21 protein-coding genes and 1 pseudogene are annotated in these 24,853 nt (G+C 67.9%); 15 read left to right on the top strand and 7 right to left on the bottom strand.

Annotated features, from left to right (window positions below; translation table 11 throughout):
* Positions 1–45 precede the first annotated feature (45 nt).
* The 9 genes and pseudogenes from RS883_RS00520 to RS883_RS00560 all read left to right on the top strand — a co-directional run bounded on the left by RS883_RS00520 (position 46) and on the right by RS883_RS00560 (position 6,707).
* Positions 46–1,314, top strand: a complete 1,269-nt coding sequence (locus RS883_RS00520) for an MFS transporter (protein WP_315761617.1) — start codon at positions 46–48, stop codon at positions 1,312–1,314.
* A 6-nt stretch (positions 1,315–1,320) separates the two neighbouring features.
* Positions 1,321–2,121, top strand: coding sequence for an AraC family transcriptional regulator (locus RS883_RS00525; RefSeq protein WP_315761619.1), 801 nt, complete (start codon positions 1,321–1,323; stop codon positions 2,119–2,121).
* Positions 2,118–2,834: a FadR/GntR family transcriptional regulator gene (locus RS883_RS00530; protein WP_315761621.1), complete on the top strand. Its 717-nt coding sequence runs from the start codon at positions 2,118–2,120 to the stop codon at positions 2,832–2,834. Before RS883_RS00525 ends, RS883_RS00530 begins: the two co-directional genes overlap by 4 nt.
* 86 nt (positions 2,835–2,920) lie before the next feature.
* Entirely contained in the window at positions 2,921–4,084 is a 1,164-nt protein-coding gene (locus RS883_RS00535) for an alpha-hydroxy acid oxidase (RefSeq protein WP_315761623.1), read from the top strand.
* Positions 4,080–4,463 (top strand): annotated as a pseudogene (locus RS883_RS17160) (DDE-type integrase/transposase/recombinase); the annotation flags it as partial. The gene RS883_RS00535 and the pseudogene RS883_RS17160, both read left to right, overlap by 5 nt.
* An 81-nt stretch (positions 4,464–4,544) precedes the next feature.
* Positions 4,545–4,820 (top strand): hypothetical protein, encoded by a 276-nt coding sequence (locus RS883_RS00545; RefSeq protein ID WP_315761625.1) that lies wholly within the window; start codon positions 4,545–4,547, stop codon positions 4,818–4,820.
* Positions 4,821–4,992: 172 nt separating this feature from the next.
* A complete protein-coding gene (locus RS883_RS00550; protein WP_315761627.1) occupies positions 4,993–5,217 on the top strand; it encodes a hypothetical protein in 225 nt (74 codons plus the stop codon).
* Positions 5,218–5,310: 93 nt separating this feature from the next.
* The gene (locus tag RS883_RS00555) at positions 5,311–5,880 is read left to right on the top strand and encodes a pseudouridine synthase (RefSeq protein ID WP_315761629.1); all 570 of its coding nucleotides are present in this window, start codon (positions 5,311–5,313) and stop codon (positions 5,878–5,880) included.
* Complete coding sequence (locus RS883_RS00560; protein ID WP_315761631.1) at positions 5,877–6,707, top strand: 23S rRNA (adenine(2030)-N(6))-methyltransferase RlmJ; 831 nt, start codon at positions 5,877–5,879, stop codon at positions 6,705–6,707. Before RS883_RS00555 ends, RS883_RS00560 begins: the two co-directional genes overlap by 4 nt.
* Before the next feature lie 39 nt (positions 6,708–6,746).
* Here the strand turns inward: RS883_RS00560 and RS883_RS00565 are convergent, their stop codons facing one another.
* Together RS883_RS00565 and RS883_RS00570 are read right to left on the bottom strand one after the other, a co-directional pair.
* On the bottom strand, positions 6,747–8,234 hold the full coding sequence (locus tag RS883_RS00565) for an MFS transporter (RefSeq protein ID WP_315761633.1): 1,488 nt from the start codon (positions 8,232–8,234) through the stop codon (positions 6,747–6,749).
* Entirely contained in the window at positions 8,231–9,097 is an 867-nt protein-coding gene (locus tag RS883_RS00570) for an alpha/beta hydrolase (protein ID WP_315761635.1), read from the bottom strand. The genes RS883_RS00565 and RS883_RS00570 overlap by 4 nt, the downstream gene beginning before the upstream one ends.
* A gap of 225 nt (positions 9,098–9,322) precedes the next feature.
* On the opposite strand from RS883_RS00570, the gene RS883_RS00575 reads away from it, so the two are divergent.
* The 6 genes from RS883_RS00575 (at position 9,323) to RS883_RS00600 (ending at position 18,030) form a co-directional block, all read left to right on the top strand.
* Positions 9,323–11,665 carry a TonB-dependent receptor gene (locus tag RS883_RS00575; protein WP_315761637.1) on the top strand — a complete coding sequence of 781 codons (2,343 nt, stop codon included), beginning with the start codon at positions 9,323–9,325 and terminating at the stop codon, positions 11,663–11,665.
* Positions 11,666–11,738: 73 nt separating this feature from the next.
* On the top strand, positions 11,739–13,034 hold the full coding sequence (locus RS883_RS00580; protein ID WP_315761639.1) for a glycoside hydrolase family 1 protein: 1,296 nt from the start codon (positions 11,739–11,741) through the stop codon (positions 13,032–13,034).
* Positions 13,035–13,036: 2 nt separating this feature from the next.
* Complete coding sequence (locus RS883_RS00585; RefSeq protein ID WP_315761640.1) at positions 13,037–13,957, top strand: alpha/beta hydrolase; 921 nt, start codon at positions 13,037–13,039, stop codon at positions 13,955–13,957.
* Positions 13,958–13,966: 9 nt separating this feature from the next.
* Complete coding sequence (locus RS883_RS00590; RefSeq protein WP_315761642.1) at positions 13,967–14,614, top strand: TetR/AcrR family transcriptional regulator; 648 nt, start codon at positions 13,967–13,969, stop codon at positions 14,612–14,614.
* Positions 14,615–14,839: 225 nt separating this feature from the next.
* On the top strand, positions 14,840–16,972 hold the full coding sequence (locus tag RS883_RS00595) for a TonB-dependent receptor (RefSeq protein ID WP_315761644.1): 2,133 nt from the start codon (positions 14,840–14,842) through the stop codon (positions 16,970–16,972).
* Complete coding sequence (locus RS883_RS00600) at positions 16,972–18,030, top strand: PepSY-associated TM helix domain-containing protein (protein WP_315761646.1); 1,059 nt, start codon at positions 16,972–16,974, stop codon at positions 18,028–18,030. Before RS883_RS00595 ends, RS883_RS00600 begins: the two co-directional genes overlap by 1 nt.
* A 701-nt stretch (positions 18,031–18,731) precedes the next feature.
* On the opposite strand, the gene RS883_RS00605 is transcribed toward RS883_RS00600, so the two are convergent.
* The 5 genes from RS883_RS00605 to RS883_RS00625 all read right to left on the bottom strand — a co-directional run bounded on the left by RS883_RS00605 (position 18,732) and on the right by RS883_RS00625 (position 24,851).
* The gene (locus tag RS883_RS00605; RefSeq protein WP_409977369.1) at positions 18,732–19,619 is read right to left on the bottom strand and encodes an SDR family NAD(P)-dependent oxidoreductase; all 888 of its coding nucleotides are present in this window, start codon (positions 19,617–19,619) and stop codon (positions 18,732–18,734) included.
* 61 nt (positions 19,620–19,680) lie between these two features.
* Positions 19,681–20,361, bottom strand: coding sequence for a TetR/AcrR family transcriptional regulator (locus RS883_RS00610; protein WP_315761650.1), 681 nt, complete (start codon positions 20,359–20,361; stop codon positions 19,681–19,683).
* A 52-nt stretch (positions 20,362–20,413) separates the two neighbouring features.
* Complete coding sequence (locus RS883_RS00615) at positions 20,414–21,970, bottom strand: AMP-binding protein (RefSeq protein ID WP_315761652.1); 1,557 nt, start codon at positions 21,968–21,970, stop codon at positions 20,414–20,416.
* A complete protein-coding gene (locus RS883_RS00620) occupies positions 21,967–23,565 on the bottom strand; it encodes a carboxylesterase/lipase family protein (protein WP_315761654.1) in 1,599 nt (532 codons plus the stop codon). The genes RS883_RS00615 and RS883_RS00620 overlap by 4 nt, the downstream gene beginning before the upstream one ends.
* Positions 23,562–24,851 (bottom strand): MFS transporter, encoded by a 1,290-nt coding sequence (locus RS883_RS00625; RefSeq protein WP_315761656.1) that lies wholly within the window; start codon positions 24,849–24,851, stop codon positions 23,562–23,564. Before RS883_RS00625 ends, RS883_RS00620 begins: the two co-directional genes overlap by 4 nt.
* Positions 24,852–24,853: the final 2 nt, after the last annotated feature.

A 24,853-nucleotide genomic window follows, 5' to 3' on the forward strand; every position in this document is an offset into this window, starting at 1 on the left:
CTTACCGTCGTTGACCCCGCTGTCATGGAGCCGGCCCCGCGCCGATTGTTCGCGGCGATCCCGACCCTCCTCGTCCTGGCGCTCGCCACCGTGCTCGGGTTCACGGTCATGGGCTCGTTCGCGACGGTGCAGGAGGCCGCCAAAGCCGAGCTGGGGCTCAGCGATTATGCCCTCAGCCTGATCAGCGGCGTGTCGGCCGCGGTGCCGTTGTTGCTGCTGTCGATCCCGATCGGGCTGGCGGTCGATCGTTTCAACCGGGTTCGCATCCTGATCGGGCTGGCCATCGTCTGGACGATTGGCACGGCGCTGACGTCGGTTGGCAGCAGCTTGCCCGTGCTCTTCGCGGCGCGGATGCTGACCGCCATCGGGATGACGGGCGCGCTGACCGCCGCGGTGTCGATCGCCGCCGATCTTTGCGAGCCGCAGGAACGCGGTCGCGCGACGCTGATCCTCAATCTCGGCAAGATCGTCGGCCAAGCGCTGGGGTTTGCGCTCGTCGGCGCGCTGTTCGGCTGGTTCATGGCGCCGGCGACCTCGGGCTGGTTCGGCTCGATGAGCGGCTGGCGGGCCACGCATCTCGCGCTCGCGCTCATCAGCGCCGTGTCCATCCTGCCCCTGTTGCTGCTCCGCGAGCCCGCCCGGCGCGAAAGCGAAACGGGTCCGCGAGCGAATTTCGGCACGTTGATGCGTGAGCTGCTGGCCCGCCGTGCCTTTCTGGCGCCGTTGTTCGTCGGGCAGATGAGCGTCGTGATGGCGGACGCCGCCGCCGGTATCTGGGCAGCGCCGGTCCTGACGCGCAGCTTCGGACTGCAACCAGCCGACTTCGCTGGCTGGATGGGGCTGCTGCTGCTGGGCGCGGGCCTGATTGGATCGATTGCGGGCGGCTTGAGCGCCGACATGGGTGCCAAGAGCCTCAGGCGCGGCGGGCTCTTGCTGGGCGCGGTTCTCGCGGCCGCGGTCGGGATCCCCGCGGCGCTTTTCCCCATCGCCGGCAGCGTGCCGGTGTTCGCGATCGCGCTCGGCCTGCTCACCGTCAGCGGTGCCGTGACGGGGCTGGTGATGGCGGTCGCGCTGACCGTGTGGCTACCGAACGAGCTGCGCGGGCTGACCATCGGCGCCTTCCTCACGTTCGCGGGGCTGTTCGGCTTCGGTTTCGCGCCGCCCTTGGTCGCGCTTGCCAGCGACATGATGGGCGGCGAGCACCATCTGCCGACGGCGCTCGCGGAAGTGGCGGTCATCACCAGCGCCATCGGGTTCGGAGGGTTCCTCCTCGCCATGCGCAATGCACCGACATCGTCACGCCAACCTATCTGATAGGCGTTGACCACGACCTTACAGATAGGTATGAATGCCATGAAGAGGTGGAGGGGGCAGATGTACAAGACGTGCGTGAACGTCTCCGCGGAGATGCTGGCCTTTGTCGGCGCCGGTCCGGTCCAATCCGATTGGCCAGCCGACTGGATCATGTGGTCGTTCAGCGGCATCGGCACCGTCAGCGCGGTCAGCGTATCGGCGCGTTCCGGCTCGCAGCCCGATCTTGAAGCGGCCGATCTGGTGTTCGTGATCGATCCCGCTGCCTGCCGACGCATGACGGGCGGCATGCCCGCGCTCGGCCGTCGCTGGTATCTGCCAAGCGAACTTCGCGCGGTGGCGCTTGCGATCGTCGACTGCGACCTTCCCGAGCCGATGCGGGCAACGCTCAGGCTGGCCAAGAGCATCGAGCTCGTTCTGGCGCTGCTCTGCCGAGAGGCGAACGGATCGCTGGTCGCCGCCGACGAATTCGGCGCACTGGGTCACGGCGACGCCGTCCGACTGCTGACCGCGCGGCGGATAATCGACGATCGCTGGAGCGAGAAGCTGACGCTCGACGCCATTGCGCGCGCCTGTGGGCTCAACCGGGCCAAGCTGACACGAGGATTCCGGGTGATGTTCAACAGCTCGGTCGCCGATGCGCTGGCCGAGAACCGCCTGTCCGGTGCCCGGAGGATGGTGCGCGAGACCGACATGATGATCGCGTCGATCGGCTACGCCTGTGGCTATAACAACACCGCCAGCTTTACCCGCGCGTTCACGCGCCGGTTCGGTGTGCCGCCGACCCAGCTTCGTCAGATGGCTGCATGACGGCCGCCGCTCGCCCCGCCAATGGCGGCTCGCTGGTCGATCACGCGCTTCGCCGCGTGCGGGAGCACATCGCCGCTCATAATCTGAAGGTCGGCGACACGCTGCCTGGAGAAGGCTGGTTCGCCGGCGAACTCGGCGTCAGTCGCGCGGTGATGCGAGAGGCGTTCGGGGCGCTCGCGACGTTGCGCGTGATCGACGTCGCCAACGGGCGCCGCGCGCGCGTGGGGGCGATCGACGGATCGGTCATGGGCGCATCGATCGACCACGCCGTGGCGACCGCGCAGGTATCCGTGGCGCAGGTGTGGGACGTGCGGCGCACGCTCGAGCTGCGAACGGCCGAACTTGCCGCTCTCCACCGGACGCACGACGACGCGGAAGAGATCGCCCGCGCCGCCGACGCGATGGCGGCGTCGCGCGGCAACATGGACCAGATCACGCTTCACGACATTCGCTTCCATCAGGCGATCGCGAAAGCCAGTGGCAACGGCCTGTTCCACCAGATCGTGAGATCGTTCGAGCCGCTCATGCGCCTCGCGGTGCCGACGGCCTGGCAGACGCGGCTGACCGAGGATCAACGCGATGCGATCTTCCGCCAGCATCAGCTGATCGCCGAGGCAATCCGACAGGAAGATTCCGCGGGTGCCGTCGCGGCCATGAACGATCATTTCATCGCCTCCATCGGCCAGCAATTCGCCGAAGCGGAGCGATACTGAACGACGCTTCGCCGGACATGGCGATCCGCTGAGATGCAGGCACCGGCTGCGGCACGTCGATCTGGCGGTGGTTAGAAAGGCAATCGATGTCGCGCGCACTCGCCCGCGTTCGCAATCTCGCCGATTTGCAGCACCTCGCGCGTCGCCGGCTGCCCGCCCCGATGCGCGACTATATCGATGGCGGCGCGGACGACGAATGGACCATGCGCCGCAACACCGCGGCCTTTGACGACTGGACGCTCGTCCAGCGCCCTCTCGTCGACGTCGCGACGATCGACACCGGCACTACGCTGCTCGGCATGCGCAGTACGCTGCCGCTGATGCTGTCCCCGACCGGCATGTCGCAGCTGTTCCACCGTGATGGCGAGCTGGCGGTCGCGCGCGCCGCCGCGGCGGCGGGCGTTCCATACAGCCTGTCGACCATGGCGACGACCGGTATGGCAAGTGTGGCGGAAACCGGCGTCGCCCGTGCCTTCCAGCTTTATCTATTCCGCGACCGCGGCCTGACGGAAGCGCTGCTCTCGAACGCAGCCCTAAACGGGTTCGATGCGCTGATCCTGACCGTCGACACGCCGGTCGCCGGCAATCGCGAACGCGACCTGCGCACCGGCATGACCATGCCGCCTCGCTTCGGTGCGCGCAGCCTGCTGAGCTTCGCCGCCCATCCCCGATGGGCGATCGGTGCGCTGAGCAACAAAGGCTTCAAGCTCGCCAACATCGTCGATCATGTCGGCGATCTCGGCAACGACACGACCGTGATCGACTATGTCAATCGGCAGTTCGATCGTTCGGCGACCTGGAGCGACGTCGCCTGGCTGCGTGCACGATGGAAAGGTCGCCTCGCCATCAAGGGATTGATGACCGCAGCCGACTGCGCGGAAGCAGTGGCGCAGGGGGCCGAGGCGATCATGGTGTCCAACCATGGCGGTCGCCAGCTCGACGGCACCGCCGCGCCCGTCGAGTGCCTCGCCGCCATCCGCGATCGCATCGGCAGCGCGGCGCAGCTGATCTGCGACGGCGGCGTGCGTCGCGGAACGCACATCCTCAAGGCATTGGCGCTGGGAGCCGACGGCTGCTCGATCGGCCGCCCCTACCTCCATGGCCTGGCGGCGAGCGGCGAGGCAGGCGTGACCCGTGCGCTCGACCTGATCCGCGCAGAGATCGTGCGGAGCATGGCACTGATCGGTCGGACGCGTGTCGCCGATGTTAGCGCGACGGATGTGCAGCGAGTGGGGATTGTAGCATCATGAAGGCGAGGTCCTGGAGAGCTACGTCACCAAGGCCCGCGACAAGGCGGCCGCAGTCACCTTCATGAAGAAGGCGCTCAAGCACCACGGCCGCACCTGAGGCGATCACAACCGATGGTCTGCGTAGCTATCGTGCGGCGATGCCGAGAAGCAGGAGGTTGGCCGCTAGGCTAACAAGCAGGTCGAGAACCCACACCTTTTATTCAGACGACGCGAACGCGCGATGCTGAGATTCAGGTAGATAAAGACGCTACAATCGTTCGCCTCTGTTTACGCCAACATCCACAACCATTTCAGCCTGGAGCGCCATCTCACCGACAGAGAGACCTACAAGGAACGATGCTCCGCGGCGCTCGCGGAGTGGCAGATTTTCGCCAGCTAGGCTGCCATCGCCCAAAGCTCGAGATGCATCGTCCGGAGACGGGTTCGCGCTAAACTGACAGCACCGGGTGGAGGCGGCATCGTGCAGTTGCTCGGTTGGATCGCGTACGAGGCGGCTGACCACCACGGCGCGCACCGCACCGACTATGAGTGGAGCACCTATCCCATCCTCCGGTTCGGTCACGCCCCGCGCAGCGTCGTGGTCGAGATCGTAGACCGACCGGGCACGCCCTTTTTCGACACCGGCGAGTGCGCGCAGGGTCTGACCGCCGCAGCCCTGACGAATGCCTTATTTGCGGCGGATGGGACGCGGTTGAGGTCGCTTCCCGTCGCCCGATCAGAAGCCAGGGTTCTTTGACAAGCCCAATCGCGCTCGAAGCGCACCTTGCATCCTAGTCACCGCTCGTTGCGGTGGAACGGTGCTGGTACCGGTCGGGCCAACCGATCTGCACCGCTCGTCGGTTGCCCCTCGTCCCGGTAAGTCTCTAAGATTCAAGCTGAAGCGATAGAGATTTGCAGGAGAGCAATGAATGAAGTTTATCAAAGTCGCTACGCTAGGCGCGATCGCCCTGTCGTCCTTGTCGTTTTCGAGCGCTGCGTCGGCAGAGAGCGCCGCCTGCAGAACTAAGCGCCTTAACTTCGAGAACGCCGTGGCTGCTGTGAATGCGACACGCGGAACCTGGCGGGAGCCGCTTTATCAAGCCTATTTCCGGGCAGCTGCGAGCGACTATTTCAATTCATGTGGCCTGACCTAGGGCCTCACGCTAGACCGACGGCACCGGGCGCTGCCTTACTTGCCGCAACATGCCCCAGGGGACAGGCCCGCAGCCAGACGATATGAGCTCGGCATGACCCGGCTGCTCCTGTTCAACAAACCTTTCGGGGTCCTGTCGCAATTCACCGACCGCGGTTCGCCGACGGTCCGGTCGACCCTGTCGGATTTCATCGAGGTGAAGGGCGTCTATCCCGCCGGGCGGCTGGATCGGGACAGCGAAGGCCTGCTGCTGTTGTGCGACGATGGTCGGCTCCAGGCGCGCATCGCCGATCCGCGGTACAAGATGGCCAAGACCTATCTGGTGCAGGTCGAGGGCGAGCCGCAGGCGCCGATGCTGGAGCGCCTGCGCCAGGGCGTCCGGCTCAACGACGGCATGACCCTACCTGCCGCTATCGCGCAGATCGAGGCGCCGGACCTGTGGCCGCGCGAACCGCCGATCCGCCAGCGCAAGTCCGTCGCCGACAGCTGGCTTAAGATCACCATCCGCGAAGGGCGTAACCGGCAAGTCCGCCGCATGACGGCGGCGGTCGGGTTGCCGACCCTCCGGCTGGTCCGCTGGTCGATCGGCGACTGGTCGGTCGCCGGGATCGCGCCGGGCGCGTTCGAGGTCTCCAGCGTGGACAAGGGTCTGTCGTTTCGATGAATTACCGCCATTCCTTCCACGCCGGCAACAGCGCCGATGTGGTGAAGCACAGCCTGCTCATCGCCCTCGTCCGGGCGTTGCAGCAGAAGCCGGGCGCGCTGACGCTGATCGACACGCATGCCGGCTGCGGCCTCTATGATCTGGGCGGAGAACAGGCCCAGCGCACCGGCGAAGCGGCGCACGGCGTGCTGCGGGCCTTTGCCGATACCGACCCCTTGCTGGACGACTATCGCGCAGCCGTCCGATCGGTGAATGTCGGGGCAGAGCCGCACCTCTACCCCGGCTCGCCGCAGTTCCTGGCGCAGCGCCTGCGCGCGCAGGACCTGCTCATCCTCAATGAAAAGCATCCCGAGGACGCCCGCGCCTTGCGCAGCGCGATGCGCAGCACGCCTGCCGCCGTGCACGAACGCGATGCCTATGAGCTGTGGCTGGCGCTGGTCCCGACCCGCACGGCACGCGGCATGGTGGTCGTCGATCCGCCCTATGAGCAGACCGACGAACGCGAGCGCATCACCGCGACGCTGGCTGCGGCGCACCGCAAATGGGCACATGGCGTGACGGTGATCTGGTATCCGCTGAAAGACCGCGCGGCGCATCAGCGATGGAAGAACGCCTTGCGGAGGCTGGGCATCCCGAAGTTCATGTCCGTCGAGCATTGGCTGTACGATGCCGATCAGCCCGGCATCTACAACGGCGCGGGCCTCTTCATCGTCAACCCGCCCTACGCTTTCACCCAAGGACTGCCGCCACTGCTGGAAGCGCTGCGCGCGGCACTGGCACCCGAAGGACACAGGGGCAAGATCACCGCCGACTGGTTGAACGATTAGGCTTAGGCGCCCTCGCCCGATGACCTGCCGGGCTTCGGTTCAGATGATGGGAGCAGCCAGCGCCGCACGGCGGGCCTCCAGATCGCTCTGGATCGTGCGATGCGTGGTCGCGTCCAGCCGGTACAGCAGGCAGACGAGCGCGGCGGCGAGCGCGAGCATGCCGGTGCCGGGGCCATAGATGACGCCGATCCAGTTGACCGTCTGCGGCGGCAGCTGCGCGACCGTCGTGGCTGCGCCATGGCCGGCCGTTCCGCTCGGCACGCCGATCAGCTGCATCGCGACGCCGGCGACGAGTGAACCAAAGCCTGCCGCGGCTTTGCTGGCGAACGCCCAGCCGGCGAAATACAGGCCTTCGCGCCGTGCGCCGAACAGATGCTCGTGCTCGTCGGCGGCGTCAGCCATCATCGAGGCGAAGGCGATCGCCGCGGTCGCCATCAGCGCACCGCCCAGGAACACCGCCACCGACAGCAGGGCGACCGGCGGCTGCCCCGTCGGCGGCATCAGGCCGATCAGCCGCGCGGTCGGCGGCAGTGCGAACGCCGCCCCCAGCCCGGCGATGCCCAGGACCAGCACGCTGCGCTTCTCCAGCCGCCGCAGCATCGGCCCGGCGAGCGGCGCCCCGCAGAGCAGCCCCATGAACAGCGACAGCGTCACGATCTGAACCTGCGCGGGCACCATTCCCCAGAAATAGGTATTGGCATGGATCGCGAGCGTCGCGTGGATCGCCGACGCCGTGAACAGGAGGAGCGCGCCGACGAAGAGGATCCGGAACGAGTGGTTGCGAAACAGCTCGCCCACCTCGCGCCACAGCCGCGCATAGATGACGCCTTCGGACACGGCGGGCGGGTGCTGCCGATCGGGCATGCGGTGGAGCGCGCGCATCGATACGATCGTCGCGAGCGCGACGATGACGGCAAGCGTCAGTGCAAAGGGCAGATAGGCGGCGCGGTTCGACAGGCCGGTCGGCCCCGACAGGAACACGCCGAAGCCCAGCGCGACCGTCGTCACCGCGCCCAGCATGGCGAAGCCCCAACGCCACGCCGCGATCGACGATCGTTCCTCGTAATCGTCGCTCAGCTCCGCACCGACTGCGTTGAAGGGCAGCAGGAACAGCGAGATCGAGACCCGCAGGCCGATCGACAACAGGGTGAGCCACGCGCCGAGCACCGGCACGCTCCACCCCTGCGGCAGTGCGAACATCAGCGACAGGAACAGCATAGTGCCCGGCACGCCGACCGCCATGAACGGAAGGCGCCGGCCGTACCGCGATCGCCAGCCATCGGACAGCGACCCGATCAGCGGATCGACGACCGCGTCGACGACCAGCCCCGCGGCCAGCGCCACGCCGACCAGCGCTGCCGGCAGACCGCAGACCGCCGTCGCATAGAAGAACAGGAAGATGTTGATCGCCTGCGTCGCGACGCCGTCGAGCATCGCCCCCGCCGCATAGCCCAGCTTGCGACCGGGCCGGATCGGCGCCAGTGCGCGTGCGCCGGGTCGATGATCGGCTGATCCTGCAAGACTCATGTCAGGTCCTCCCCCCCCTTCGCATCCAGCCAACCGCCGCTTTCGAGCCAGGCGTGAAAGGCCGGCATGATCCCGGTGCTGGTCGTGCCGGGCTTTCCCATCCCGAAGCCATGACCGCCGCCGGCATAGACGTGAAGCTCGGTCGAGCCCCCCGCCTCGCGCCAGCCCTCGACCAGGCCATAGCCCTGCGTGCTGTATAGCGGATCGTCGGCTGCCATCGCGGCAAACAGCGGCGGCGGATCGGCGGCCACCGCGATCCTCGCCATCGACGGATAGATCGTCGCCAGGAACGCCGGGCGCGTGTCCGCCGCGGCGCGCCCGACCAGGTCGAGGCCGATCATCGCACCGGCCGAAAAGCCGAGATAACCGATGCGCTCCGGATCCACCGCCCAATCCACGGCCCGCGACCGGACCAGTTGCATCGCCGCGGCGGCATCCTCGACCATAGGGCCGGGCACGGCCATGGCCCGGCGCGCCTGCGGGTCGGCGGCCTTGGTGAAGCGCTCGATCAACGCGGCAGCAAAGGCGTCGTCCGCTGCCGGCGTCGGCTCGAGACGATACTTAAGCACGAACGCCGCAACGCCCCGATCGGCAAGCCAGCGTGCCTGCGCCCAGGCCTCGTTCTCCATTGCCTGGATGAGGTAGCCGCCGCCCGCCGCGATGACGACCGCGGCGCCGCCGTGCGGACGATCCGGAAGGACGGGGGTCAGCGTCGCTTCGTCGACGTTGCGGACGGTCATCTTGCCACCAAGCATGAACCAGCCCGGCGCCGGCATGTCGCGCCGGGGCGAAGCCGGATGCAGCGCGATCGCCTCCCGCTCCTCAGGTGGCGGCATCGGGACGAAGAGGGGCGCGGCTGTCATGCGACGACACGCTCGTCCGACCGCGCCTCATCGCCGCGGGCGTGCAACCGACATCCATCCATGCGGCGTGCAACGTCATTCGTTCGAACGATCATCGGGCCTCTCCTGGATGACAGCGTGCGACCAGCGCCAGCGCCTGTCAACATACGTGCATGCTTGACAGTATGTTTTTATTGGCTCAGCCTTGGCTCACAACTCGCAACAAAGCGGCGCGGGGAGAGGACCATGAAGGCTTGGAAGGTGCTGGCCGGAGCCAGCCTGATCGTGATCGCAGGGACGGCACAGGCGCAGACGGCGCAGTCCGGCACCGCCGGCTCGGCGGCAAACGGCCAAACCGACGACAGCGTCGGCGAGATCGTCGTCACGGCGCAGCGGCGCGCGGAAAATCTTCGCGACGTGCCGATCGCGATCACCGTCGTCGATGGCGCCTCGATTCGGGAAACCGGCGCGAACCAGCTCGCCGACATCACCCAGCGCGCGCCGAGCGTGAATTTCACCGCGACCCCCGGCGTCCCCAATTTCGCGATCCGCGGCGTCGGCACCAACTCGTTCGACTATGGCATCGAATCGGCGGTCGGCATCGCGATCGATGACGTGAACATCACCCTGCCCCGCTTCGTGCCGCTCAATTCGCTTGCGGATGTGGAGCGGGTCGAGGTGCTGCGCGGGCCGCAGGGGTTGCTGTTCGGCAAGAACACCACCGCCGGCCTCATCTCGATCACGACGGCGCGGCCCGAACTCGGCCGGCTGGGCTCCATCGGCCGCGTGCAGGTCGGTGAGCGTGACCAGATCCAGTCGCAGGCGGTGGTCAACCTGCCGATCGGCCAGACCGCGGCGCTGCGCATCGTCGGCGGCTATCAATATCAGCAGCCCGTCACCGAACTGGTCGGTCCGGGCAGGCTGGATCCGGTGCGTCGCTGGTTCGGCACCGCCAAGCTGCTGTGGGAGCCGACCGACCGTGTCAGCCTCTATGCGATCGCCGATTACCAGCAGAACAGCGGGGTCGAGGCTTATTCGACGATCCGCAAGTTCGGCGGCAACGATCCCACGCCGATCCCGGCCGCGCTGCGTCCGCTGGCGCCGCCGAACTTCGTCATCGCACAGAATACGGCGCTCGGCGTCGTCGCTTCGCCGCGAAACAACCGGACGGCGATCGGGAGCAGGGACGTCGTTCGCGACGAGCGCAGCTTCGGCGCGCAGTTCACCGCAAGCTATGACGCGGGGCCGTTCGCGATCACGTCGGTGACCGCCTATCGCGACCTCAACGCGCGCGCCAACAACGACGTCGACCAGACGCCGGTCCCCTTCTTCGACACCAACATCGCCGCGTCGCAGTCGCACCAGTTCTCGCAGGAGCTGCGCGTCAACAACACCGATCACGGCTTCGTCGACTATACGGCCGGCCTCTATTATTTCCGTCAGCACATCGATGCGCAGATCCTGCAGGCCGGCACCTTCGGCGTGTTTCCGGCAAGCTTCCCGGTGCGTCTGTCGCCGGTCAAGGGCCAGTCGAACTTCGACTATGACACGAAGAGCTATGCGGCCTTTGCGCAGCTGACGTTCAATCTCACGCCGCAACTGCGCGTGATCGCGGGCGGGCGCTACACGCGTGACGAGATCGACTCGACGACCACGGTCACGGCGGTGCCGGGCGTCTGCAACCTCGTCACCTTTCTCCTGAGCGGCGGGCGCAATTGCGTCGGGACGCTCGCCGCCCCGGTGATCGCGGACCGCGGCGTCAACGGCTTCTCCGGCCGTGCCGGTGTCGAATACGCGATCGGCACCGCCAATCTCTACGCGACCTACACCCGCGGCTATAAGGGACCGGCGGTCAGCTCGGCCGCGGGGGTGGCGTTCGCGGTCGATCCCGAAAAGGTCGACGCGTACGAGATCGGTGCGAAAGCCGACCTCCTCGATCGCCGCGTCAGCCTGAACATCGCCGGGTTCATCAACAACTTCCGCGATTTCCAGGCGCAGGTGTTCGACCCCACGCTCAACGGCGGCTTGGGTACCTTCCGCACCGGCAATGCCAGCACGCTCAAGACACGCGGCGTCGAGGCGGAGGCGATCGTCCGTCCGGCCCGGGGGGTCAGCCTGACCGGCGGCGTCACCTATCTCGACACCGAATATGGCGACTACAACGTCGCCTGCTATTTCGGGCAGACCGCCGCGCAGGGCTGTTCGCTGCCGGGACCGAGCTTCAATGCCGCCGGCTCGCCGCTCGTCGGCGCGTCGAAGTGGACGACCAGCCTGGCTGCGAGCGTGGATCAGCCGGTCGGCGACGCCTTGCGCGTCTTCGCCAATGCCGACTGGCGCTATCGCAGCAGCTTCTACTACGCGATCAACGACCCCAACACGATCCAGCCCGGCTTCTCGGTCGTGAACGCGACGATCGGGATCGGCGATGCCGAAGGCCGCGCCCGCGTTAGCGTGTTCGTTCGCAACCTGTTCGACCAGCGCTACACCGCCGCGATCTTCCCCGGCAATTTCTCGGCCGGGCAGTATGTCCAGTCGCTGCCCGACAATGCCTTTCGCCGGATCGGCGCCGCGTTCGACTGGCGCTTCTGATCTCCTCCCCCTGGCGCCGGCACGTGACACGCTGGCCGGTGCCCCTTTTGCTTCTGCCGACGAGGTACTTGCGGTGACCGCTTCCGATCGTTCCTTTCCTGCCGATTTCCTCTGGGGCTCCGCCACCGCCGGGCACCAGGTCGAGGGGGGCAATTTCAACAGCGATTGCTGGGCGCTCGAGCATGCCAGTCCATCGATCTTCGCCGAGCCGTCCGGTGATGCGGTCGACCAGTGGAACCGCTTCGACGACGACATGGCGATCCTTGCCGCCATCGGGCTGAAGGCGTATCGCTTCGGCATCGAATGGGCGCGGATCGAGCCGGTCGAGGGGGTGTTCGCCCGCTCCGCGCTCGACCATTATCAGCGCTGCATCGACGCCTGCCACCAGCGTGGCATCACGCCGGTCGTCACCTTCCACCATTTCACCATCCCGCTCTGGCTCGCGCGCAAGGGCGGCATGACCAGCGACCAGTTCCCCGCGCTGTTCGCCCGCTATTGCGAGACGGTGACGCGCGCCCTGCGCGGGCTGGTCGTCGTGTGCAGCATGAACGAGATGAACGTCCCCCTCATCATCCGCGACGTCGCGCTGGGTCTGCTGGCGGGCGAGGAAGGCGCGGCGAAGCGCGCCGCGGCCGAGGCGGTGCTGGGCGCGCCGATCGAAAGCAACTTCCTGTTCACCCCGCCGGACGCGTTGCTTCGCAATGGCCTTGGCGCTCACGCCGCCGGACGCGACGCGATCAAATCCGTCCGGCCCGAGGTACAGGTCGGCATCACCCTGTCGCTCCAGGACGAGCAGGCCGAACCGGGGGCCGAAGCGGTCCGTGATGCGCGCGTCGCCAAGATGGTCGATCCGTTCCTCGACCTCGTCGCCGGCGATGACTTCATCGGCGTACAGACCTATACGCGGACGACCTCGCGCAAGGACGGCACCCACGGCCCGCGCGCGGGCGAGCCGGTCACCGCCATGGGCTATGAGGATCGGCCCGATGCGCTTGCCGCGGTCTGCCGCTATGTCTGGCATCGCACCAGGACGCCGATCATCGTGACGGAGAACGGCTTTTCGGGCGACGACGACGATCGCCGGGCGGCGTTCATCGGTGAGTCGCTCGGCGCGCTGCAGTGCGCGATCGCCGATGGCGTGGATGTGCGCGGCTATTTCTATTGGTCGCTGCTCGATAATTACGAGTGGATGGCGGGCTATGGGCCCAAGTTCGGCATCGTCGGCGTGGATCGCGCGACGCAGCAGCGCCGGATCAAGAGGTCTGCCTTGGCCTATGGCGCGATCGCGCGCGCCGGTGGGCTCGATGTCGGCAGCACCGCCCCCACCCCAATGCCGTTGGCGTCCGGCACGCCGATCGGGGTGACCTGAGCATGCGTATCGCCGCGAACGGCCTCGAGTTCGAATATGCCATCAGCGGCCCCGCCGACGGCCCTGCGATGCTGCTCATCATCGGCCTGGGCACCCAGATGACGCGGTGGCCACAGGGACTGATCGACGGGCTGGTCGGTCACGGCTTCCGCGTCATCCGGTTCGACAATCGGGACGTCGGCCTGTCCAGCCGGCTCGACGACGCCGGTGCGCCCGACCTGCCCGCGGTGATGGCGGCGATGCTGCACGGCGGCACCGCGCCGGTCGCCTACACGCTCGCCGACATGGCCGAGGACGCAATCGCGCTGCTCCGGGCGCTCGGCGTCGAACAGGCGCATGTGGTCGGCGGATCGATGGGCGGCATGATCGCCCAAATCCTCGCCGCAAAACACCCGGACGCCGTCCTGTCGCTCACCTCGATCATGTCGTCGTCCGGCAACCCTGCCCTGCCCCGCGCCTCCGAAGCCGCGCTGGCACTGTTGTCGTCGGAGCGCCCCGACCCCGCCGACGAAGCCGCGATCGTCGAGCGCGCCGTGATCGGCGGCGAGACGCTCGGCAGCCCCGGCTATCCGATCGATCGGGCCGTGCGCCGCGTCGCCGCGATCAAAGATTATCGTCGCGGCTATCATCCCGCCGGCATCGCCCGGCAGACCGCGGCGATCGTCGCGTCGGGGGATCGGCGCGCGCTGCTTCGCGCCATCAAGGCGCCAACCGTCGTCATCCACGGCACCGTCGATCCGCTCGTGCCGATCGAAGCCGGTCGCGACACGGCAGCGAACATCCCGGGCGCGCGGATGATCGAAGTCGCCGGCATGGGCCACGACCTGCCCGACGCGCTGGTGCCAGAAGTCGTCGACGCGATCGTGGCGGTCGCGTCTTCCGCCGCGACGACGAAGGTTTCGCCGACGGACGGACTGACCTAGACCATGCTGATGACCACAGCCGGCCGACCGGATCCGCAACCCAAACGGGGTGTACGGCGCACGCAGGAACAGCGCACCGCGGACACGCGGGCAGCGCTGTTCGCGGCGGCCGTGACGATGATCGATCGCCATGGCTATGCCGGCGCCAACAACGCGTCGATCGCGGACGAAGCCGGGGTCAGCCGCGGCGCCATCACCCATCACTTCAACACCCGCGCCGCCTTCATGGCGGAAGTGGTGCGCTGGGTCTTCGATCAGGAAACGCTGATCTTCCGCGACCTGATGGAGCAGGCGCACACCGGATCGCGCATTTCGGACTGGCCGGCGCTGTTGTGGGACGTCTTCTCGCGATCGTCGGGCGTCGCCGTGCTGGAGATCCTGGTCGCCTCTCGCAGCGATCCCGAACTCGCGGCCCTGGTGATGCCCATGCAGGCAGAGGTCGAGCGTGCCGGGGCGATCAACTTCCTGCATCGCATCGGCGGCAAGAAACTAGACATGGCGGCGATCCGGCTGATCGTGTGGGCGATCCGCGGCATGACGATGGGCCGGTCCTTCATCGGCGACCGCGAAGGCATGGAAGAGTCGGTCGCGCTGCTCTCCAGATTGATCGACCGCGCCGCCCCGAGCGGAAATTACGAAGACTTCGCGTCGATATGATCGACGAACCGGGAAGGACCCTGCTCAGCCGCTTTAGCTGAGTGGGTCTCGCTCGCGCCCAGACCGCCAGGCAGACCGGCGCCCCTTATCGTTTCAAACCTGAGGCAACCAAGGCTAGCCGGCAGAGCGCAATGCTGATCGCTCGACAAACCCGGCAAACGCTATTGCGAACCGGTTGCAAATCAAGCGCCGGCTTTGTATCCGCCCCCCGCAAAGGGGAAGAGCATGAAGTTCGTACTTGGCGCCTTGATGCTGTCTAGCGCCTGGGCCGGCGGCGCGATCGCACAGGATGTGCCGGAGCGCGACGACGCGGCGACCGGCCAGCGCCAGGAGATCGTCATCACCGCCGCGCGCACCAACCTGCCGGTCAGCGCGCTGCCGCTGACGGTCGACATCATCGATCGGGAGACGCTGGCGCGCCAGGTCACGGTGTCGGGATCGGTGGTCGACGCCGTCTCCGCGCTCCTGCCCGCCTTTTCGCCCACGCGCGAGAAAATCACCGGTGTCGGCGAGACGCTGCGCGGTCGGTCGCCGCTCTACGCCATCAACGGCATCCCGCAAACGACGCCGATCCGGGACGGCGCGCGCGACGGCTATACGATCGACCCCTTCTTCATCGACCGCATCGAGGTCATCTACGGGTCCAATGCGCTCCAGGGCATCGGCGCGACCGGCGGCGTCGTCAATCAGGTGACGGTGAGCGCGCCCAAGGGGGATGGCTGGAGCGGACGAACGCTGCTTCAGGGCAATGCTGGCGACGATTTTTCGGGCGCTTCGCTCGGCGGCAAGGTGGCTGGCCTCCTCAATTTCCGCAGCGGCCGGTTCGATGCGACCGGCGGCGTCGCATTTGAGCGGCGCGGCGTCTTCCTCGATGGTCGCGGACGGCGCGTCGGCTATGACGGCAATCAGAGTGAAATCCAGGATACCGACACGCTCTCGTTCTTCGGCCGCGCCGGGTTCGACTTGTCGTCCACTGCCCGGTTCGAGGTCATCGCCAATCGCTTCCGGCTCCAGGGCAACAACCATTATGTGCCGGTCGACGGCAGCCGCGTGCGCGGCATCCCGGCCACCACCCGTCGCGGACAGACGCCGGGACAACCTTCGACCGGCGTCGCGCAGATGGTCTCGGCCTCGCTGACAGACAGCGATCTGGGCGGCGGCGCGTTCACGCTCCAGGGCTTCTACAATCGCACCAGCGATACGTTCGCCGGCGGCATCCTCGCGACGTTCCAGGACGCACGGATCGCGCCGGTCGGGACGCTGTTCGACCAGTCGCGCAACGTCTCGCGAAAGCTGGGGGGCAAGGTCAGCTACGAACGCGCCGTGCCCGGCTTCGAGGCGCTGACGCTCACCGCCGGCTTCGACGCGCTGCTCGACCGCACCGCCCAGACGCTCGTCCAGACCGACCGGACCTGGGTTCCACAGACCGATTTTCGCAGCCTGGCGCCGTTTGCGCAAGGCAACCTCAAGCTGTTCGACGGCGTCGTCCGGCTCGCGGGCGGCGTGCGGTACGAGAATGTGCAGCTCGACATCCCCGACTATACGACGCTGGCGACGGCCAATGCGCGGTTCGTGACCGGGGGCAAGCCGTCCTTCGATCGCGCGCTGTGGAACGGCGGCGTGGTGCTGGAGCCGGTGACAGGCATCCGCGCCTATGGCAGCTATGCCGAGGGCTATACGATCGCGGACATCGGCCGGGTGCTGCGCGGGATCAGCCAGCCGAACATCCGCATCGACAACTTCCTCGACCTGACCCCCGTCATCTCGAACAATCGCGAGGTGGGGGTCGAGGTGACGCGCGGGCCGCTGATCGCCAGCGGCACCTATTATCGGTCGTCGAGCGTGGCGGGACAGGTGCTGGTCCGCAACGACGACGGCATCTTCAACGTCGTGCGCCAACCGATCGACATCGACGGGCTGGAACTCAACCTCGACGTGCGCATTCCGTTGCCGGGGCTCAGGGTCGGAACCGGCTACAGCCACGTCACCGGACGTACCGACACCAACGCCGACGGCATCCTCGACGCCGATCTGGACGGAGCCAACATCTCGCCGGACCGGCTCAACCTCAACGTCGATTACAATCGCGGCCCCCTGAGTGCGCGCGTGCAGGGCCGCTACTATCTGTCGCGCCGGTTCGAGGGGCAGCCGATCGCCAACGATTTCTCGGGCTACCAATTGTTTGACGCCTATGTGGCCTATGATCTCTCGATCGGACGAGTGATGCTGAGCGTGCAGAACATCGCCGATGCCGATTATGTCACCTATTACAGCGACACGCAGGGGCCGACCGACAATGCCCGCTTCTACACCGGACGCGGCCGCAACTTCACGCTGAGCTGGCAAGCCGGCTTTTGATGCGCACGCTCTCCCTGCTGCATCGCTGGATCGGCGCGATCGGCGGCCTGCTGCTCGCGCTGCTGGGGCTGACGGGAACGCTGCTCGTCTGGCGCGACGAGTTGACCTTCGTCGCGCATGCCGATGATCCCGCACGATCCAATGCGGCAGCCGTGGCGAGGGTCGTGGAGCGGCTGGCGGACGGACCGGCGCCGGTCGATCGCATCACCTTTGCCGGCGACGGCCTTGGCGTGCATCAGGCGATCTTCGCGGACGGCAGCGGCGCCTATCTGAGCCAGTCGGGAGAGATCGTCGCCCGCTGGACCGCGTCGTGGCAGCGGCCGGAACTCTGGCTGTTCGACCTCCATCATCGCCTGTTGATGGGCGATACCGGTGAGATCGTCACGGGCATCGCGGGCCTGATCGGCCTCGGCTTCGTCGTGACCGGGATCATCCTGTGGTGGCGAGTGCGTCGTCGCTTTCGGCCAAGGGTGTGGCCGGCGACGATGAAACCGGGCGCCATCGTCCATCACCACCGCGACATCGGCGTCGTCACCGCGCCGTTGCTGATCGTCTCGCTGGTCACGGGCGTACTCATGGTCTTCCCCGCTCTCGGCGGCTCTCTGATCGCGGAAGCGCGGGCGCGTCCCCCGCAAGTCCAGGCCGCGTCCTCCACAGTCGCCCGTCGCGATCCCGCGCCGCTGTTCGCCGCCGCGCTCAAGCGGTTCCCGCATGCCGAACTGCGTCGCCTGCAATGGCCCAGGAAGGCAGGCGCGCCGCTGATCCTGAGGCTTCGCCAGTCATTCGAATGGACGCCGAACGGGCGAACCTTCGTTTATGCCGATCCCGTCACGCTGGCGATCGTCGGCACCGCCGATCCGGCGACCGGCGGGACCGCCGCGTCGATCCGCGAGAAGCTCTATCCCATCCACGCAGCCAAGACCGGCGGCATCCTGTGGAAACTGGCGCTGAGCCTGACCGGCCTCGCCCTGACGCTGTTGGGCAGCCTCGCGGTCTATTCCTTCTGGCGCACACGCTGGGCCGCCGCTCGAGCCCGACGCAGGAAGCGGAGCGTCTGACCGCCGGGCCGTCCGGACCGGTAGAAGCCACCTCGACGGTGCAGCCTTCTTCCAACATGCCTTTACGCAGATAGGCTTAGGGTTTCGGTTCGGCGTCGACGATTAGGACTGTCATGTTGCCCCATGGCCTCCAACCGCTGCGGGAGGTCCGACGCAATTGCAGCCTCCCGCCGCCTTGTACGCAGCACGGCATCGCCGCGAACGCCGGCATCCTGGAACGTCGGCTACAGGCAAGTCGACGACGCCGATGCTGGCACGGGCGATGACCTGAACCCAGCCCGGGCGGGTTCCGCGTCTCATCCTTCGCGACGTAGAGCATCCCGTCCGGTCCAGACGAAATCCGTACGTTCCGGTTGTTCGAAGCCGCGGGGTCAAAGGCTTCGATCGAGTCGACGCTGTCTGACGCAGCACCGCAAGGCCGACGACGTCGCCATCAACCGATGTTGCAGCGTTGTGAGTAAGACAAAACGACCGCGGCTGTCGTCCGGGAGTGAGCGTCACGCGTTCCCTCTGTCGCGCTGACTTTCCGGAGAGCCAGTGCGGCTCTCGACCGGCGAAGAAGGCGCGAACGCGCGACTAGCCCGTGATCGCCACGATCGTCGAGGTGCTCGAAACCGGCAAGATGAAGGCGCTGGCGTCGCATCTCCGGAAGGACGAGATCGAGAAGATCGCCGCCGTGCTTTCGGCGCGATGACCTGTGTTCAACAGGTCGTCAGCGCCGCCTGCGCCGCGGCGATCTCGCGCTCGGCCTGGACGAAGCCGTAGCCGGGGACGATCTCGTCGCGGCGGTCGGTGACGCGGTCCCAGCTTGCCGTCACGCGCTCGCCGGCATCTGCCGGGTCGCCGACCTGAATACCCTCGGTCAGCGTGACGTGCGCCGCGGCGAAATGCCCGGCGCCCGCGCACAGGATGGCACGCGTCGGCGCATCGTCGCCGACCAGCGCGAGCAGCCCGGGGCTGACCAGCGCGGGCGCGAGCGACCGCAGGCTCTCGTCGCCGAGCACACCGTGCGTCATCTGCGTCGCGGCGGTGGGGGCGAGGCAATTGACGCGGATGCCGTATTTCTCGCCCTCGATCCCCAGCGTCTGCATCAGCCCGACCAGCGCCATCTTCGCCGCGCCATAGTTCGACTGGCCGAAATTGCCGTAGAGGCCGGACGACGAGGTGGTCATGACGATGCGGCCGTGGCGCGCCTCTCGCATCGGCTCCCACACCGCCTGGGTACAGATCGCGGCGCCCATGACGTGTACGTCGAGCACCAGGCGGAAATCGTCCATGCTCATCTTGGCGAAGCTCTTGTCGCGCAGGATGCCGGCGTTGTTGACCAGGATGTCGACCTTGCCCCAGCGGGCGAGCACCGCCTCGACCATCTGGCCGACCGCGGCTTCGTCGGTGACGGATGCGGCAACCGCGATCGCCTCGCCCCCGGCTGCCTCGATCTCGGCGGCGACGGCGGCGGCATTCGCTTCGGACACGTCGTTGACGACCAGTCGGGCGCCCTGTCCCGCCAGATAGAGCGCGTGCGCGCGTCCCAGCCCGCCGCCCGCACCGGTGACGATGGCGACCCGATCCCTAAGCTTCACTGGCAATCCCCTCTCTCGATCTTTGCGCCAGCTTATCGCGCCAAACGCTCACTATCAAGAGAGTGAATTAGCCTGCCCGCTTGCAGATCTGCTCGAACCCGGCCGCCATGAAGCTCGCCATCCGGTCCTTCACCGCGACGAAATCGTCGGACTTGCAGACGCCGTGCGACAGCTTGTCGATGCGCCCGGTGCGCGCCAGCGTCAGCATCAGCGCACCGGTGACGAAGTGATAGCCCCAGAAGATGTCCGCCTCCGCGCAGTCGGGCAGCGCCTGCTTCAAAAGCGCGATCAGCCGGAGGACGACGGGATCGAAATGCTCGTCCATCAGCTCGGCCCCCCATTCGGGGGTATTGGCGACCTGGGCGCCGAGCGCGGCGTAGTTCTTCCAGCCCTCGCCCCCCTCGATATAGAGGTCGAGGTCGGTGTCGAGGAACGCGCGCAATGCCCCCTCGACGCTGGGCTTGCCGGCGCATTCCGCCTCGTATCGGTCGAGCGCCTCCATCCGCCGCTGGCTCGTCACCACCGCCCTGCGCGAGAAGACCGCGTCGAACAGCGTCGTCTTGTCCGAGAAATAATAGTTCAGCAGCGTGTGGTGAACGCCGACGCGCTTGGCGACGTCCTTCAGCGTGACGCCGTGCAGGCCATGCTTGGAAAACAGATACTCGGCCGCGTCGAGGATCTGCTCCATCGTCTCGGCGCGCTGCTCGGCCTTTTTGGAGCGGCGGGGGGCTTTTGCGGTTTCTGGCACGGCATCGTTAGTCGTGCCGCCGGCAACAGGCGTCAAGCGGGCGGGCGCGCGCTCAAGCGGCGCCATGATCCCGCCTCAATCGGATCTTGTCGATCTTGCCCGTCGGCGCGAGCGGCATGGCGGCGAGCCGCACCACCGCATCGGGCACCCACCACGGCGCCACCCGTCCCTTCAGCGAGCCGAGCAGCGCGGAGTCGCTGACCGCCTCGTCGCTCATCTCGACCAGCAGGATCGGCCGCTCGCCCCATTTCGCATCGCTCCGCGCGATCACCGCGGCGAGCGACACCCCGGGCAGCGCGCCCACCACCGCCTCGATCTCGGCGGGATTGATCCACTCGCCACCCGATTTGATGAGGTCCTTGGCACGGCCGGTGATGGTGAGGTTGCCGTGCCTGTCGATGCGCGCCAAATCGCCGGTCGCGAACCAGCCATCGGCGTCGGCCGCGCTTTCGATTTGCCCGAAATAACGATCGACCACCGCGGCCCCGCGAACGCGCAGATGCCCCTCGACCTCCCGCTGCTCGGCAAGCGCGCGGCCCTCGGCATCGGTCAGCAGCAGGTCGACGCCGATCGCGGGGCGGCCGGACACCGACGCGGCGCGGCCGGCGTCCCCGAAGCGTGCGACGGTGCCCGATGGCGACAGCTCGGTCATGCCCCAGCTCGTCTGCACCTCGACCCCCAGCCGCATTTCGATCCGCTCCATCAGCGCGGGCGGCAGCGGCGCACCGCCGACGATCACGCGCTTGAGCGAGGGCAGGTCGCCGCCGACCGCATCGAGATGCTCGACCAGCCCCAGCCAGACCGTCGGCACGCCGACCGACACCGTCACGCCTTCTTCGGCGATCAGCCGCGCGAGGCTGGCGCCATCGGCCTGGCGGCCGGGCAGCACCAGCCGCGCGCCCGCCGCGGGCGCGGCAAAGGGCAGGCCCCAGGCATTGGCGTGGAACATCGGCACCACCGCCAGCACCGTGTCGGTCGCTGAGATCGCCATGCCGTCGACCTGGAGCAGCCGAAGCGTGTGGAGGAAGCTCGACCGATGCGTGTAGGTGACGCCCTTGGGCGCGCCCGTCGTGCCGGAGGTGAAGCACAGCCCGGACGGCGCCGTTTCCGGAAACTCGCCCCAGACCGCGTCGCGCGCGGCATCGGCGATCATCGGCTCGAGCGGCGTCCCCGCCTCGCCATCGATCGTCAGCACGTGTGCGATCGTCCTCGCCTGCGCCGCGATCCCATTGGCGAGCGACAGCAGGTCGGCGCTGACGATCAGGACGCGCGCGCCCGACTGGTCGACCATCGCCGAAAGCTGCTCGGCGGTGAGGCGCGGGTTGAGCGTGTGGCAGACCGCGCCCATGCCCATGACGCCGTACCATGCCTCGACATGCGCGGCGCTGTTCCAGGCGAGCGTCGCCACCCGGTCCCCCGCCGCCACACCCAGCCCGGCCAGCACCGAGGAGACTGCCGTCGCCCGATCCTTGAGCGCGGCATAGCCGATGCGGTCGCTGCCCCCGCCCGCCCGCGCGGTCACGACCTCCGCATCGGGGTGCCATTTGGCGGCGTGTCGCAGGAACCGGTCGAGCGTCAGCGCGAAGTCCTGCATCGTCCCGTCGATCATCGGCAACCCGCCACCGGCTTGAGCACGGGCGAGATCACACCGGTGTTCCAGTTCCACGGCGCGTTCCCGGCGACGCGGCGGCGACAAACCGCCGCCTCGTGCAGGGCGAAGCTGCCGGGCAGCAGCTTCTGGCGAAGCGCCGGCTGCGCGGCATAGGCCATGTAGTTGGCGGCCTTGCCATAGGGTTGCCAGTCCGCGCCCGGCTCGGCGGTCTTCACGAACTGCGTCCAGTGCGACAGCATCGCGTCCGACAGCCGCCGCTCGGCCAGCGTGTCGGGGATCCTGGGCCAATAAGGGGGCGTGTTCCCCGCCGTGCCGAACACATAGGGAAGCTCCGCCGCGTGGAAGGCATGGAGGCCCGCGCTGTCGGCAGCGGGATAGCCATGGTCGAAATAATAGAGATAGCCGCGCTGGCCGATCGCGGTCTGACCGATCGCCAGCCGCTGCGACGTCCAGCCGTAGAGCGCGTCGCGCGTCGTGGCGAGCATGCTCTCGCCGATGTCGCTCGCCGGATAGAGGCGGAGGAACGTGTCGGCGAGGTCGCCATAGCGTTCGCGGATCGTCGCCTCGTACGCCGCGGCGTTGGCGGGCGCGGGTGGCAGGAGGACGCGCAGCGAGCGGATCTCGCCCGCGTTGAAGCCGGCGATCACCGGCACCGGCGCCTGTTCGCCGCGATCCCACGTCTCGGCGAGCTGGCGCGTCAGGATCTTGCCGTCGACCGTCGCCTGCGGGCCATAGAGCTTGGCCGCGGCCTGTCCGGTCAGCGTCTCGGCATCCATCGCGCGCAGCGCCGCGAGGTCGGGCGCACCGATCGCCGCTGCAACGGCGCTGCCCGCCGCTTCGGCCGAGGGCGTGCCGTGCGCCGCCGCCTTCAGCTCGGGCGAGGAGATCATGTAGGCGCTCTGCGCGATCGCCTGGCCGAACAGCCCGCGCGCGGCAGGGCTCGCCATCAGGTAGAGGACGCTGAGCCCGCCGGCGCTCTCGCCCGCGATCGTCACCTTGGCCGGATCGCCGCCGAACGCGCCGATGTTGCGCTTGACCCATTCGAGCGCCGCAATCTGGTCGCGGATGCCGTAATTGCCCGACACGCCGTCCGCCGCCTCCGCGCTCAACTCCGGATGCGCGAGGAAGCCCAGGATGCCGAGGCGGTAGTTGATCGAGACGACGATCATCCCCTTGGCCGCCATCCGCGCCCCGTCGTAGATCGGCTCGTGGCTGTAGCCGGTCAGCAGCGCGCCGCCGTGGATCCAGACCATCACCGGCAGGCCCTTGGCATCCTTCGGTGCCCAGACGTTGAGCGTCAGGCAGTCCTCGCTCATCCGCTGCGGCGGGTTGGCATAGATGCCGGCATTGATGCGCGGCTGGACACAGGCGGGGCCGAACGCCGCCGCCTTGCGCACGCCCGTCCAGGGCGCGAGCGGCACCGGCGGCTTCCAGCGGCGTTCGCCGACGGGTGGCTGGGCATAGGGAATGCCGCGAAAGACGTTGAGGCCGCGTTCGCTGCTGCCCTCGATCGTGCCGGCCGGGGCCGTCACGGTCTGGGCGAGCGCTGGCGAGGCCGCGCCCAGCAGCGCGGCGAGGATCAGGCGTTTCATGCGTGGCTCCGGGTTTCGCGGGCCAGCCGGCGCGCGAGCAGGAGGAAGAGGGCGATGGCGATCAGGTAGAAGGGAGTCAGCGTGAAGAGCGCCGACTGGAGCGGCTGGGCCGCGCCCGACGCGCGGAACGCGTCGCTGGCGAAGCCCACCCAGGTCGGCCCGAGCCCCAGGCCGATGAAGTTCATGACGAGCAGCAACAGCGCCCCCGACAGCACGCGCTGATCGGGCCGCACTTCTTCCTGCACCAGCGCGACCGACGCCGAGAGGTAGAAATAGTTGAACACCATCACGACACCGAGCAGCGCGAGCGCAAAGCCCCAGCCCGGCGCCCAGACGAAGGCGATGTAGAAGGGCATCGCGATCGCCAGCGATGCCGCGGGCGCGATCGCATAACCCGCGCGCGAGCGGCGGGTCATCCGGTCGATCACCCGGCCCGACAGCGCCATGCCGCCGCCCATGCCGACGACCAGGACCAGCGCATACCAGATCGCAACCTCACCCAGCGCCATCCCCTTGTCGCGCATCAGGAACAGCACCGCGAAATTGCCGAGGCCATAGGTGACGAACTGCGTCGCGCCGCTGCCGAGCGCGGCGAGCAAGAGGACCGGGTTCGAGAAGAACATGCGGAGCGTCGGCCAGAAGCGCGCCTTGTCGGCGGGTACCGTCGCGGCGCCGTCGGTGGCGCCGCGCTCGGGCTCGCGGACGATCAGGCGGACGACCAGCGCGGTGACGATGCCGATCACGCCGACGACGATGAACGGCGCGCGCCAGCCGAAGCGCTCCGCAATGGTGGCGCCGAACGCGACCCCCGCCGCCGCGCCGATCGCGGGCCCCATGTTATAGATGCCGAACGCTGCGCCGCGTCGCCCGGCGGGATAGGTGTCGGTGATGATCGCGTAGGAGGGGGGCACGCCCCCCGCCTCGCCGAACCCCACCACCATCCGCGCGACGACGAGCTGCGTGTAGTTGGCCGCCATCCCGCACGCGACCGTCGCCCCGCTCCAGATCGCGCAGGCGAGCGAGAGCACGCCCACCCGGCTCGTCCGATCGGCGAGATAGCCGACCGGGATCGCAATGAAGCAATAGAACATCGCGAAGTAGAGCCCGCCGATCAGCCCGAGCTGGCCGTCGCTGATCGCCAGCGCATCCTGGATCGGCTTGGCGAGGATGCCGATCAGCTGCCGGTCGAGGAAGTTGAGGACATAGACGAAAGTCAGTGCGGCGAGCACGACGCCCGGCCGCCGGGCGCCGTGCGGCGGGACGAGAGCGGGGGCGGCGGTCGCCACCG

The sequence above is a fragment of the Sphingomonas sp. Y38-1Y genome (assembly GCF_032391395.1).
In the GTDB taxonomy this organism is placed as follows: Bacteria; Pseudomonadota; Alphaproteobacteria; order Sphingomonadales; family Sphingomonadaceae; genus Sphingomonas.